The organism is Paenibacillus sp. FSL H8-0332, assembly GCF_037963835.1.
Classification (GTDB): domain Bacteria; phylum Bacillota; class Bacilli; order Paenibacillales; family Paenibacillaceae; genus Paenibacillus_AQ; species Paenibacillus_AQ rhizoplanae.
Map to the genome: position 1 here is coordinate 6,612,030 of NZ_CP150145.1, position 14,088 is coordinate 6,626,117.

Sequence of the window (14,088 nt, forward strand, 5' to 3'; positions counted from 1 at the left end):
CGCTAGACCACCGCAGTTCTTACACCGGCATAACGCACGACCGTACGCTGGAACAGCTGGAGCTTGGCTTCATCGCTGACATAGGATCTTTTGCGGAAAACATCATACTCGTCTGCCTCCACTGCATCCAGAATAGCGGCATAGAAGGATGCGGCAAGTTCAATGGCAAGACCGCTCTCCAAAGGATACGTGTCTACATGCGTAAGTCCTTGCCGGAACCAGTCCAGCGCTTCTGTCCGCAGCTCCTGGATCACAGCGGTGAAACGGTGATTGACCTCCCCGTCCTCCAGCTCCTGCTGGCTGTAGCCATGTCTGCCCATCACCTCAAGCGGCACGTATCTGCGTCCTCTTCGGAGATCCTCACCCACATCGCGGATGATATTCACCAGTTGCATTCCTATCCCCAGCGCAATTCCCGATGTCCGTGCCGCTTCACTCTGATCATCCCGCAGGACAGGCAGCAGCATCTCCCCTACCGTTCCCGCTACAAGATAACAGTAATCCTTAAGCTGCTCCATCGTGTCATAGGCAGTGAAGGTAAGATCTCTAAGCTGTCCCTCCATTTGCAAAAGGAACGGCTCACGCTGAAGCTGCGGGAAGCCGCTGAACAGCCAGCGCAGCGCCGGCCAGATGAAGTGCCCGTCTGCCTGCTCCAGATTCATGAAATGCTCCCGCAGCTCATGAATGCTGTACGGCGCGCCTTCCGGCTCATCCACACTATCATCTATAATCCGGCAGAAGGCATAAATAACATGCACCGCTTCACGCCTGGGACTTGGCAGAACATCAAACGCCTTATGGAACGAAGTGGACCCTTTCTTCATCAGTTCCTCACATTGCTGCAGTATCCTATCATCCATGTACGCTCATCTCCTTTATCATTTCCTGCACGGCAAGCTTCGCACCCTGCATGACAATCGGCACACCGCCGCCGGGATGGACGGAAGCGCCTGCGGCATACAACCCCTTGAGCGGATAAGGCTTCGGCTGGGGCCGGAATACCCCCGACTGGGTCAGCAGCGGTGCAATACCGAAGCTGCCCCCGCCATACATTCCTTCCTGCTCCGCATCGGCAGGCGTTCTCAGCCTGCGCCAGATCACACTCGCGGCAAGCCCGGGGAAGCCCCGCTTCTCGGCATCCGCCATAACTTTATCGGCCAGCGCTCCGGCTATTTCCTCCCACTTCTGATCCGGCACCGCCGGGACGGGAACAAGGAAATACAGCACGCTCTGTCCGGGAGGGACTGCACTATCGTCCAGTGCTACCGGATTAAATACATAATAAGATGAATCCTGGGGAATTTGTCCCCGGTCAAACAGCTCGTGAAGGCTGCTATTCAGACTGTCCGGCAGGAAGAACTGGTGCACCAGCGAATCCGGCCAGCGCTTATCCGTGGCTGCATAGATCAGCAGACAGCCCGAGGAGGGCTTCCAGCTTCCGCGTTTTATGGCCTTGGCCGATACGGGTCTGCCCTTATTCGCCGTCACAACCGGTGCCTGTTCCTGCTTGAATACACCAGGCGGCAGCAATGATTCTACATTCGGGAAATCTCCATTGTACAGTACAGCATCATAGGGAATCGGCTGCCCCTGAACAACAACTCCGCTGCAGCGTCTTCCTTCCACAAGCAAGGATTCCACCTCGGTGCCCGTATGAATCTGTACCCCGCGGTCTTTCAGCTCCCGGGCAATGATCTGCGGCAGCGTCCCATATCCGCCCTTCAGCATCCAGATGCCAAAGGCATGCTCGGCGTAAGGAAGCATGGTGTAGATGCCGGGTGTGCGGAAGGGCGCTCCCCCAATATAGAGGCTCTGTAGGGAGAACGCGTCTCTAAGCTCCTCATTGCGAAAATACTGGCCGATAGCCGAGCGCAGGCTTTGGTAAGCACGCAGGCGGAGCATCAGCGACAGATTAGCCGGACTGAAGAATTCACGCCCGCTGGCATACCCCCGCTCCAGGAACGACTTCCGCCCCTGCGGATACAGCACTGACATGTCCTTCATGAACCGGGTGAAGCCCTTGCCCTCCCCGGGATAGAGCCGGTCAATCTCCTCCGCCTGCGCCGCAGTATCCGCGAATTTGGTTAATACACGCCCGCTTCGGAAGTGAACCCGGTAGAGCGGATCACAGCGCAGCAGCTCCAGGCTGGATCGCGGAAGGCCGCCTTCCTCCAGAATACTGAGAAGCATCTCCGGCAGCAGCACGATGGTAGGGCCGCGGTCAATCCGGTAGCCGTCCTGCTCTTCAAAGGCCACACGCCCGCCCGCTTGAGCTGCCCGCTCATACATCACCACCTCATGTCCCTGACGGGTAAGCAGCAGCGCTGCCGTCAGCCCGCCAATGCCGCTGCCTACGATGGCAATGCGGCTCATAACGGAACCCCCGCACCTGTGCCGGGCGCGCCCGCCTGTACGGTGAACCGGCCCCGCACAGCCTGGTCATGCTCCCGCAGCAGCCGTGCGCTGATCTTGGCCGACTCGAAGATCGTCGGCAGACCGCTGCCCGGATGGGTTCCCCCGCCGACCAGCCAGATGCCGCGTACCTCCTCGAAGGTATTATGCGGCCGCAAATGCATCATCTGCCCGAGATTATGGGCCAGATTGAAGGTGGCCCCGTTATATACATTCTGCTGGTTCTGCCAGTCCAGCGGAGAGAAGAACAGGCTCTCTTCCACCCGTCCGGCGATTCCGGACAGCTGCGGAATCTGCTGCAGCCGCTCCATCATCCAGTCCTCTACCTCCGCACGCTCCTGCTCCCAGTTGATATCTGCACTCAGATTAGGCACCGGCATCAACACGTAGAGCGAGGATTTGCCGGGAGGCGCCAATGTCTTATCGATAACCGACGGATTATGGATATAGATAGAGGCATCCTCCGACAGAACGCCCAGCTCCGTAATCTCTTTGACATTACGCCGGTAATCGGCGGCGAAATGCACCGAATGATGATCCAGGTCTACCTCACCATCCACACCGAGATAGAGCATGGCTGTGGAGCAGGAATATCTTTTACGGGCAATCTTGGCGGGGGTGTATTTCTTCAGAAGTCCGGGTTCGAATAATTGTGTCATCGCAGAGCCAAAGTCTGCACCAATCACAATATAATCCGCATCCACCTTCTCCCCGTTCTCCAGCAGCAAGCCTGTGGCCTGCCCGTCCTTGACGATAACCCGCTTCACTCCGCTTGCAGTATGAACCCGCCCGCCATGCTCCTGGATGACCTCAGCCATAGCCTGGAGCACGCGATTAATTCCGCCAGTCGGATGGTACAGGCCGTAACGGTGCTCCATGTACGACAGAATCGTGAAGGTGCCCGGACATTCCCAAGGCGACATCCCCAGGTACTTGGCCTGGAACGTGAACGAGAACCGCAGCCGCTCATCATCGAAATAACGGGAGAGCCGGTTGTACACGGTGTCTGTAGCGTTCAGCTTGGGCAGCGCGTGCAGCACATCTCTTTTGACATAATCCCGTAGCGATTGGAACGGACGCTGCAGCAGCGGAATCACCCGCTCCAGCTTGTCGGCTTCATCTGCCATGAACCGGCGGTAGCCGCTGCCGTTGCCGGGGAACAGCCGCTCAATCTCCTCAGCCGTCTGATCCTGGTTCGTAGAAGGCCTAAATACGGTATCTCCAAAATGCAATGAATACAGCGGATCAAGCGGCGTAAGGTCAACATAGTCATGCACAGAACGCCCAGCCAGAGTGAACAGCTCCTCCAGCAAATGCGGCATCATCAAGAAGGTGGCTCCCCGGTCAAAATGGTAGTCTCCCAGCTTCAACTCTCCTGACCTTCCGCCCACCGTCGCTTGCTGTTCATAGAGATCTACTTCATATCCTTCGGCGGCAAGCAGCATGGCGGCGGCCAGCCCGCCCGGCCCTGCGCCGATTACTGCGACTTTTGCGGTGTCTGTGGTTTGGATCAAGCGGCATCCTCCTTCGTTCAAACATTATACAAAAACTATACAATAGTGATACAAATATCATACATACTTTGCCGGGCTATGTAAATATCATCCGCCGGACTTCCAGTAATTTGATTGCTAGACTTGTCCACAGCAAAAAGAACCGGCCAGCCCCGCAAGCGGGTTCTGATCGGTTCCATAGAATCTCATGCTCTATTAAAATTTACTAAACTGCTACAAAAGCTACGCTCTATGCCTGATTCCGGCAAATTCCTGATCGAACCAGGCTTGCCAGCGCTCCGGCGGCTCCGCCATCACATAGGTGGCTTTGGTCTCCTGGAGGCTGATTGCCTCATAAGCTTTGCCGCCCGCAATGAGCTGCATCTCCGGGTACTGGCTGCCGAGCCGTTCAAGCAGCTTCTCCGCATAAGGGACCAGCGTGCCATTTGTAACGGACAGGCAGACGGCTCCGATCCGTTCTTGCTTCGCCAGCAGCTCCATCACACCGTCCTCGGGGGTATTGGACCCCAGGTAGATGACCTCAACCCCGTTCCTGCGCAGGAACAGCGAGAACAGCAGCAGGCCGATCTGGTGATGCTCTCCCGCCGGGCAGAAGGCAATCACCTTTTGTAGATGGGCGTACACCGGGAACACGTGAAAAAACTGGGATAGCCGGTTCGAGATCATATGTGTCATATAATGCTCCTGGGCCACTGTTGCCTTCCCTTGCTCCCAGGCATCACCCACCTTCACCAGAACAGGCACCAGCACCTGATGAACCATCGCCTCATAGCCGTACAGGGAGAACCCGAAATCGATCAGGGCATCGGCCCGCTCACCCTGGATGTCGAGCAGCGCTGCATAGATCTGCTGTCTCATTTTGTCCAAAGCATCCTTGGGGTCACCGCCTGCAACAGACAGACGCTCATCCAGGTCCTTCTGCTTATGCTGCTTCAGCATCCGCACGGCATGTGAGATACTGATGCCTTGTTTATCGGTCTGTTCCTTCAACCAGCGAAGGTCCTCAATATTCTCTTGGTTGTACAGTCTATAGCCGGACTCGGTACGTTCCGGGACGACAGCCTGATACCGGTTCTCCCATGCCCGCAGCGTGACAGAGGGAATATCGAGCATTTCGACGACCTGTTTGATGGAATACACGATGGATCTCACTGCCTTCCTGTTTACACTGAATACATTTGAAGATTCAAACCTTATACAAATTATTTACACTCATTATACAATTGCTTCTGTGTTATGTCACCAGAACTTGTATTATGCAGCTTGCAGGTACGGTGCGGATGAAATGGAGCGGTTTTTGCAACACTAGATTTTCCAGGGATTTTGCACTGAGCTGCTTCACTTCTCCTTAGCTGGCGTTATAGGTACTTACCATGCCGGGCCACCATATAACCGCTCTGACCCGGCAGTAGACCCAGGAGGATAAATATGAATCAAGGCCGCCATCCCGTCACACCCGAACAGTTACAGATTACGCTGGCTTCAGGGGCGATTACAGCATCCCGCCACAAGCGGCGGACGTTATTCTTCCTTCGCCGACGCTCCAAGCTCCTGATTGCCCTGATCCTTCTTCTCCTCTGGCTGGCCGGAGTAATGCTCTATCAGACCCACAAACCGCTGCCGCCCGGACTTTCTGTGGAGAGTCCTGCTTATAAGGTGAATACGGTCGCCTTCTGGCATGATCTGACCTACCAGGACACCAGCGGGAAGCAGGCAAGGGAAGAACAGATTCTGCCCAGAATCCTGAAGATTATTGAAGAGTCCAGACAATTCCTTGTGATCGATCTGTTCCTGTTCAATAACTATACCCACACCGACCAACAGTTCCCTGCTGTCAGCAGACAGCTTACCGATAAGCTGCTCGCCCAGAATGCCGCCTATCCCGCCATGGAGATCGTCTTCATCACCGATGAGGTGAATACGAATTACGGCTCTGCGCCGAATGCCCTACTGGATGAGCTGAGCGCAGCCGGGATTAAGGTCATCCTGACCGATGTGGATGAGCTGCGGGATTCGACACCGGCTTATTCGGCGGTCTGGCGTACCTTCATCCAGTGGTTCGGTCAATCCGGCACAGGCTGGATTCCGAATCTGATGGCCAGCGGAGGGCCCGATATTACCGCACGATCCTATCTGAAGCTGCTGAATGTCAAGGCTAACCACCGCAAGGTTGTACTCAGTGAGAACACCGCGCTGATCTCCTCCGGCAATGTGCATGATGCCAGTGCCTATCATTCCAATATTGCCCTGGAGGTACAAGGCCCCATCCTGGCGGATATTCTGCAGAGCGAGCAAGCTGCGGCTAATCTGTCGGGAGCCGGTCCCCTGCTGAGCAAGCAGCCTGACTTCGGAAAGCCTTCCGCCACCGCCGGAGGGGCTCCGCTTGAAGTCCGCTATTTGACCGAAGGCAAGGTGTACAAATATGCGCTGGAAGGAATCGCTGCTGCGGGACCGGGGGACGTCATCTGGATGAGCATGTTCTATCTGGCGGACGACAGAATTATTGATGCCCTGCTTGCCGCTGATGCACGGGGCGCCCAGGTCAGGCTGCTGCTTGATCCTAACCAGAATGCCTTCGGACGGGACAAAATCGGCATTCCGAACCGTCCCGTTGCGATGGATCTGGACCGCCGCTCGGAAGGAAATATCCTGATCCGCTGGTACAACACAGGCCAGGAGCAATATCACAGCAAGCTGCTGTTCATTGCCAAGGCGTCAGGCGACTCCATTATCCTAGGCGGATCGACGAACTTCACAGCCCGGAATCTGGACGACTATAACCTGGAGAATAACCTCTGGGTGTCCGTTCCACGGGAACAGCCGCTGTATGCGGAGGTGGAGGGCTACTTCAAGCGGCTGTGGAACAACGAGGGGGCCGAATACAGCCTGCCGCTGGGGGAATATCAGAGTGAGATCACCTGGTTGAAATACATCCTCTACCGGATACAGACCCGGCTTGGATTCACTACCTTCTGAAACAAAAAAACGGTACCGTTCCCCAAAAGGACGGTACCGTTTTTTTGTTCTGCTTGTCCGCTTACAGCAGCGGAGACATCAGCCGGGCTGCGGATTCCAGCAGCCGCTCCAGCAGTCTTTTCTCCATGAAGGTCTCATGGACAATCTGCCGCGTGGACTGCAGGTCACGCTCGAAGTCTGCAACAATGCGCGAGACACTCTCGGTCTGCAGCAGCAGCGCGTTCACCTCAAAATTAAGATGGAAGCTGCGCATATCCATGTTCGCTGTTCCAATCGTAGCAATCTCCCCGTCGGCAATCAGCAGCTTGGAGTGGATGAAGCCCTTCTCATATTCATAGATCTTCACGCCAGACTCCAGCAGCGCCGGGAAATAGGAATGGGAGGCCAAAAACGGAATCCATTTATCCGGCTTGGCCGGGAACAACAGGCGGACATCCAGCCCCGACATCGCCGCCACACGCAGCGCAGTCAGTATATCCTCATCGGGGATAAAGTAGGGACTGGCGATCCAGACGGATTTTTCCGCAGTAGTAATCATGGAGAAGAAAATATTCTTGAGCGCACGCCGCTCATTATCCGGGCCGCTGGCAATAATCTGCACCGCCCCGTCTCCGGTAGTGAAGCGAAGCTGCGGGGAGAGGTAATCCTGCTCCAGGATTTTCTCGCCGGTGGTGTGCATCCAGTCCTGCAGGAAAATAATCTGCATCGTCCGCACCGCTTCGCCTCTCAGCAGCATATGCGTGTCCCGCCAGAACCCGTAGGTCTTGCTGCGGCTCAAGTACTCGTCCCCGACATTCAGCCCGCCCATGAAGCCGACATCGCCGTCGATGACTACGATTTTGCGGTGATTCCGGTAATTCACCCTGCTGGAGAAAAAGGAGGTAGAGTTGCCGTAAGCAGCCACCTGCACACCCGCATCACTCAGTTCCTTAAGGAAGGCTCTGGAGAGCTGCATGCTCCCGACCGCATCATACATGAACCGGACCGCCACGCCCGCGCGGGCTTTCTCAATCAGAATCTGCTGAATGCGTGTGCCGATATGATCCGCCCGGAAAATATAATATTCCATATGAATATGATGCTGCGCCTGCCGCAGCTCCAGCAGCAGCGTACCGAAGGTCTCCTCACCGTTCGTTAGGATGCGCGTCTCCGAGCTGAACGAAATCGGCGTCCGGCCCAATCTCTGCGACAGACCCAGCAGCTTCTGCCGCGCAGGGCTGAACACCGACCAATCCTGGTGCATCCGCAGGGCGTCATTCTCAATCCGTTCATAGGCCATGAGATCGCGCTGGGCTTTTTTGTCATACTTGCGCCGTTTGAACACATTCTGTCCGAACAGGAAGTAGAATACCAGTCCCAGCACCGGAATCAGCGCAAGCAGCAGAATCCAGGATACGGTGGTCGAAGGATTGCGGTTCTCCATGAAAATACCCAATGCGATAGAGATGACCGTCAATGTGGAAAAAATACTTATAATCGTGCCGGCTGTACTGCCGAATACGCCAAATCCAAAATAATAAAAAGCCAGCATAGCTCCTATGATGACTATAGCCTGCAGTCCTCTTCTCATATGCAACCTACCTTCTCATTCTACCGTTCCTCACCAAACTGACACATTTATATCTTACATGAAGAATCCGTTTCTTCCTACTGAAACCTGCAAATTTGTAATGCTGCAGGATATATAATATAATCGCACTGACCTTTCAGTCAAATACAGAACTTCCAAGTCAGAACGGAGGCCTATATAGCCTTGACCGCCAAAAGCATGACCAGAAAAGAACAAATCATCAAGACCGCCATGCAGTTATTTGCTGTAAAAGGCTCCTCCTCCACTTCGATGCAGGAGATTGCCGAATTATGCGGGATCTCCAAGGGAAGTCTCTATCTGATCTTCAAATCCAAAGAAGAGCTGGAGCGCAGCATATACATCTATTGCTTCCGGATGATTCATGATCCGCTGCAGCAGGAGGAGCAGGCAGCAGGCAGAGAACCCCGGGAGAAGCTGCGCAACCAGCTCGAAATACTGCTCAGTCATGTATTCGAGCTGCGCGAATTCCTGCAGCGCCAATTTCAGGAGTTGGCCGGCAGAGGTGTGGCCGAGATTCCCGATTGGGTGAAGCAGAACAACGCCGCCCTGCTGCGCTGGTTCCAGCAGAAGCTGGAGCTCATGTACGGGCCAGAGATTCTGCCCTATGCAGGCGAGCTGTGCGTGCTCAGCCACGGCATGATCAGCTCCAGCATTAAGCTGCTATTCGGTCAGGAGACCGTTATTTCCATCCCTGAACTGGCTGACCGGCTGGTGGACTGGCTGGACATTATGGTCTCCGGCCTGCTTGCAAGGCAGCCCGTCCCTCTGGTCTCTTCCGCAGTCCTGGCCGGATGGGCTGAGGCTCAAGGAGAAGGACCGCGCCAGAGCCCGCTTCAGCTGATCAAGGCGATGAAGCTCCTGCTCAGTGAAGCTGAGGGTCTTCACCCGGAGCATACCGAAGACGGGCTCGAGTCCCTGGGCATTTTGGAGAGCGAAATCCTTACCTCCCAGCCCCGTAAAGCGATCATTCAAGGGATGATGGCTAATCTCGAGGGGTATCCCGAGCTGTCCGGCGAGCTAAGTCAATTGAAGAAAGTATTCACACCTTATATGCACACTTCCTGCGGACTTCACTCAAGGACAGATGCAGCACGATTGTAATATCAAGATTAATTGTACTGGAGGACCATTTACTGATGAAAAGCCTAATTAATTTCTCGCTCCGCAACAAATTCGCCGTCTGGCTGCTGACGATCATTATTGTCTTCGCTGGTCTGTACAGCGGGTTGACTATGAAGCAGGAGACCCTGCCTAACATTAGTATCCCTTATCTCAGCATTACTACTATTTATCCCGGAGCTGCGCCGGAAGGTGTCGTGAATGACGTCAGCAAGCCGCTGGAGCAGAAGCTCCGCAATGTGGACGGGGTCAAGATGCTGACCTCTACATCACTTGAGAATGCCTCCAGTGTAACCATAGAATTCAACTACGGCACCAACCTGGACAATGCGACAGCAGCGGTGCGCGAGGCGCTCAACGAGGTGACTCTGCCGGATAATGTGCAAAAGCCGCAAATCTCACGCTTCAGCCTCAGCTCGCTGCCGGTCATCTCCCTCAGTATCTCTGATGAGAGCTCCGGCGATCTCGAGGAGCTGACACGGGTTGCGGAGAACGATATCCGCCCGGCGCTGGAGGATATCGAAGGCGTCGCCTCTGTGCAGATTGCCGGACAATATGTCAAGGAAGTCTCCCTGAAGTTCAATCAGGAGAAGCTGAAGCAGTACGGACTGACCGAGGATACGATCAAAGGCATTATCCAGGCCTCCTCCCTGCGGGTACCGCTCGGATTGTTCGAGATGGACAAAGCACAGAAGGCTGTTGTCGTTGACGGCAACATCACTACGGTGGAGGACTTGCAGAATGTCAGCATTCCGCTGGTTCCCTCTGCCGCAGGCGCTGCGGGCGCGGCTGGCGGCGCAGCTTCAGGCGGTGAAGGTGCTGCTGCGGGCGGTACCGGAGCTGCGGCTGGCAATACCGGCGCTGGCGCGGGTGCCATGACCGGGCTGCCGACCGTGAAGCTGAGCGAGCTTGCTACTATTGAAGTGGTCGGCAAATCGGAATCGATCTCCCGCACTAACGGCAAGGAGTCGATCGGGATTCAGATTGTGAAGGCCAATGATGCCAACACCGTCGATGTCGTGAACGGGGTCAAGGATAAGACCGAAGAACTGAAGCAGCAATACAAGTCGATGGACCTCACCGTGCTGCTGGATCAAGGCAAGCCGATTGAGGATTCCGTGAACACGATGCTGTCCAAGGCTGCCTTCGGCGCCCTGTTCGCCGTGCTTATCATTCTGCTGTTCCTGCGCAATATCCGTTCTACCATTATTTCCATTATCTCGATTCCATTATCACTGCTGATTGCGATATTATGCCTGCGGCAAATGGATATTACACTGAATATGATGACGCTCGGCGCCATGACCGTGGCCATCGGGCGGGTAGTCGATGACTCCATCGTTGTCATTGAGAACATCTTCCGGCGGCTTACACTATCCAGCGAGAAGCTGCGCGGCAGAGAGCTGATCAGCGCCGCTACCCGTGAGATGTTTGTGCCGATTATGTCCTCAACCATTGTGACGATTGCCGTCTTCCTGCCGCTCGCTTTTGTCAGCGGTATGGTCGGTGAGCTGTTCCTGCCGTTCGCCCTCACAATGGTATTCGCGCTGCTGGCTTCACTGGTGGTTGCCATTACCCTGGTGCCTGCATTGGCCCACACCCTGTTCCGTAATGGACTGAAGAAGGGGAAAAAGGGGCACGAAGACAAGCCCGGCGCATTGGCGGGCGGGTATGTCCGTATCCTGGACTGGTGTCTCTCGCATAAGCTGATCACCATGGGTGTTGCTGTCCTGCTGCTGGCAGGCAGTCTGTTCCTGATCAAGCCGATCGGCGTCAGCTTCCTGCCTTCCCAGGAAGAGAAGAATGTTACGCTGACCTTCTCCCCGAAGGCCGGTCAGACGCTGGAGGATGTGAAGGCGCTGGGCCTGAAGGCTGAGAAGTTTATTCTGGCGCAGAAGCATCTGGATAAAATGCAATATTCCATCGGCGGCAGCAGCCCGTTCGGACTTAGCTCAGGCAATTCCGGGCTGTTCTATGTCACGTATGACAGCAACACGCCTGATTTTGATACCGTGAAGGAGAAGTTAATTGAAGGCTTAACCCAAGCGGTGCCGGATGGCGTGTGGGGCGATCTGTCCGGCATGGCCGGAGGCGGGCTCGGCGGCAGTACACTTACTGTCAATATCTACGGCGATACGCTGGAGCAGCTCAAACCGGTAGCAGATGAAATTGCCGGGATCGTTCAGGCAGATACCAAGAACTTCAAAGACGGGAAGACCAGCCTCTCTGAAGCTTATGATCAATACACCATCGTAGCTGACCAGGCCAAGCTTAGCTCACTGGGCTTAACTGCCGGACAGCTTGCGATGAAGCTGAGCCCTGCCGGAACCCGGCCTGTACTCACTGAGGTAGAGCTGGACGGCAAGAATTACAAGGTCTACATTGAGACAGACAAGGATTCCTACAGCAGTATTGAAGAAATGAAGGCGGCCACGCTCACTTCGCCGCTGGGCATTACCGTACCGATTGGCGAGGTAGCAAGCATTGAACAGGGCCAATCCCCGGATTCCATTACCCGTGAAGACGGCAAAATGAAAGTCGGGGTAACCGCCGACATTATCTCCAGTGACATTAATAGTGCCTCCAATGCTGTTCAGGACAAAATAGATGCTCTTGATCTCCCGGACGGCGTGACCATCACCTTCGGCGGAGTCACCGAGCAGATTAATGAGACCTTCGGACAGCTTGGCATTGCCATGCTGGCGGCTATAGCCATTGTATACTTCGTGCTTGTGGTCACCTTCGGCGGCGGTCTGGCTCCGTTCGCCATCCTGTTCTCCCTGCCGTTCACAGTCATCGGCGCGCTTGTCGCCCTGCTCCTGGCTGGCGAGACCTTGAACGTGTCCGCACTGATGGGCGCACTGATGCTGATCGGGATCGTGGTCACCAATGCGATTGTCTTAATTGACCGCGTAATCCATAAGGAGCAAGAGGGAATGTCTACCCGCAAGGCGCTGCTTGAGGCCGGGGCTACCCGCCTTCGCCCGATTCTCATGACTGCGCTCGCAACCATTGGCGCCCTGCTGCCATTGGTTACCGGCCTTGAGAACAGCGCCGGGATCATCTCCAAAGGACTTGGCGTAACAGTCATCGGCGGTCTCGTCAGCTCCACACTGCTGACCCTGGTCGTTGTACCGGTGGTGTATGAGTTCCTGATGAAGTTTCGGGGTAAGAAGACTTACGAATAAATAGGGGATGAACTTCAGTTTCAGTTATATAGAGTGAACTGGGGCACCTCCGCTTCAGGCAGGACCGTGACTGCAGAGAATGTTTGGACTTCCGGTCGCTGTTAGGTTGGAAATTCCTGATTCGAACCGCTCTTCGCGGTAGAATTTCCAACCTAAAGGCGAACGCTATCGCTCCTACAGTTCCAAAATTCTCCTCCGCCACTCTCCCTGAAGGAGATTCTCCAGATCACAACCTATAAAGTGAAAGCTTAAGTTCAAGACCCCGCGAGCAGAAATAAGGCGCCCTTCCGATTGATGGAAGGGCGCCTTATTAATTGAGTATGGATGCATAATTAAGCCATGGCTGCTGCGCTGCTCTCCAGCGAAGCCTTCCAGGCACGCAGCATGTGCAGATCCTGCGGCAGGAATTCCTCCAGCATATGGCTGAGTCCCAGATACAGCGGGCTGTCGGTGGCAGCGTTCATTCTCGCACAGAATTGTGGAGTCCACTTCAGCAGATGCTCTTCGAGGAACTTCTCCTGAATCTCCAGAAGCTCCATGGCACTGCGGACCGAGAAGCTGTTGTACAACATCCGCTCGTGCATCACCGCCATGAATTCCAGCTCAATGGCAATATGGTCGTCGGCTTCGCCGCTGCACTTCTTGAAGACAATGCCCGCCGATGCGTACACATCTGACAGCACGTTGCAGAATTCTTCCTCACGGCCCAGCTGAGCCGCTTCACGGGCTACGAAGGAGCTTACGGCGCGTTCGTTCATCAGGCGTTTGTATTCGAGCTTCTCTTTCTCACAGATGGCCGGGAGCATTGATGGCTCCTGGCTGCACAGGTAACGCTTCAACTCACGGCCGCCTTCGGTCATCTCCGCAGCAACACTCATCTCACGGTTACGGCTCCACTGGGCGACCAGTGAGAGGGATGGTTTTCTTCCATAGAAGTCCACCAGCAGCTGATATATTAATCCCCGACTCTCCAGCCAGCGGCTGCAAGCCTCCGGCACGACAAGCGATGGAACAGTTGGTATAGTCATTTTGCAAATCCTCCCTACTTAGTTTGCCGGATGCCCGGGGTATCCTTGGGATTGCCGCCTGAGCCTTCCGGAATCATAGCTGTGCTTCGCAAAAGTTAAAGTATCTAAAGTTTGAATCTTCCGCACCTAAATTATATCGAATATGTTAAACGCTTTCGGTGAGCATTCTATGACCATTCCCGTTAATTGTCGCACTTTTGTCATAATTAGGATGCTGCTTTGGCCTTCTGTCCCCCTATGCTTTAGGTTATTCGCTTGTG

The 14,088-nt window shown here is 54.9% G+C and carries 9 protein-coding genes; 3 read left to right on the forward strand and 6 right to left on the reverse strand.

Translation table 11 applies throughout. The annotated features are described in order from the left end of the window. Window positions 1-2 precede the first annotated feature (2 nt). The 4 genes from NST43_RS28790 to NST43_RS28805 form a co-directional block, all read right to left on the reverse strand. Window positions 3-860, reverse strand: coding sequence for a phytoene/squalene synthase family protein (locus NST43_RS28790; protein WP_339220781.1), 858 nt, complete (start codon window positions 858-860; stop codon window positions 3-5). Then, on the reverse strand, window positions 853-2,373 hold the full coding sequence (gene crtI / locus NST43_RS28795; protein ID WP_339220783.1) for a phytoene desaturase family protein: 1,521 nt from the start codon (window positions 2,371-2,373) through the stop codon (window positions 853-855). Before crtI (NST43_RS28795) ends, NST43_RS28790 begins: the two co-directional genes overlap by 8 nt. Further along, window positions 2,370-3,926 carry a phytoene desaturase family protein gene (gene crtI / locus NST43_RS28800; RefSeq protein WP_339220784.1) on the reverse strand — a complete coding sequence of 519 codons (1,557 nt, stop codon included), beginning with the start codon at window positions 3,924-3,926 and terminating at the stop codon, window positions 2,370-2,372. Before crtI (NST43_RS28800) ends, crtI (NST43_RS28795) begins: the two co-directional genes overlap by 4 nt. Window positions 3,927-4,148: 222 nt before the next feature. Then, window positions 4,149-5,066: a MerR family transcriptional regulator gene (locus tag NST43_RS28805; protein ID WP_339220786.1), complete on the reverse strand. Its 918-nt coding sequence runs from the start codon at window positions 5,064-5,066 to the stop codon at window positions 4,149-4,151. 288 nt (window positions 5,067-5,354) lie between these two features. Between NST43_RS28805 and NST43_RS28810 the strand changes: the two genes are divergently transcribed. Beyond that, window positions 5,355-6,902 carry a phospholipase D family protein gene (locus tag NST43_RS28810; protein ID WP_339220788.1) on the forward strand — a complete coding sequence of 516 codons (1,548 nt, stop codon included), beginning with the start codon at window positions 5,355-5,357 and terminating at the stop codon, window positions 6,900-6,902. A gap of 61 nt (window positions 6,903-6,963) precedes the next feature. Here NST43_RS28810 and cls read toward each other — a convergent pair whose 3' ends face one another. Beyond that, the gene (gene cls, locus NST43_RS28815) at window positions 6,964-8,472 is read right to left on the reverse strand and encodes a cardiolipin synthase (RefSeq protein ID WP_209989078.1); all 1,509 of its coding nucleotides are present in this window, start codon (window positions 8,470-8,472) and stop codon (window positions 6,964-6,966) included. A 198-nt stretch (window positions 8,473-8,670) separates the two neighbouring features. Here cls and NST43_RS28820 point away from each other — a divergent pair, with 198 nt between their 5' ends. Both NST43_RS28820 and NST43_RS28825 read left to right on the forward strand, forming a co-directional pair. After that, entirely contained in the window at window positions 8,671-9,594 is a 924-nt protein-coding gene (locus tag NST43_RS28820) for a TetR/AcrR family transcriptional regulator (protein WP_339220790.1), read from the forward strand. 35 nt (window positions 9,595-9,629) lie between these two features. Then, window positions 9,630-12,800: an efflux RND transporter permease subunit gene (locus NST43_RS28825; RefSeq protein ID WP_339220791.1), complete on the forward strand. Its 3,171-nt coding sequence runs from the start codon at window positions 9,630-9,632 to the stop codon at window positions 12,798-12,800. Between the two features lie 332 nt (window positions 12,801-13,132). Here the strand turns inward: NST43_RS28825 and NST43_RS28830 are convergent, their stop codons facing one another. Beyond that, a complete protein-coding gene (locus tag NST43_RS28830) occupies window positions 13,133-13,828 on the reverse strand; it encodes a molecular chaperone TorD family protein (RefSeq protein WP_209989085.1) in 696 nt (231 codons plus the stop codon). Window positions 13,829-14,088: the final 260 nt, after the last annotated feature.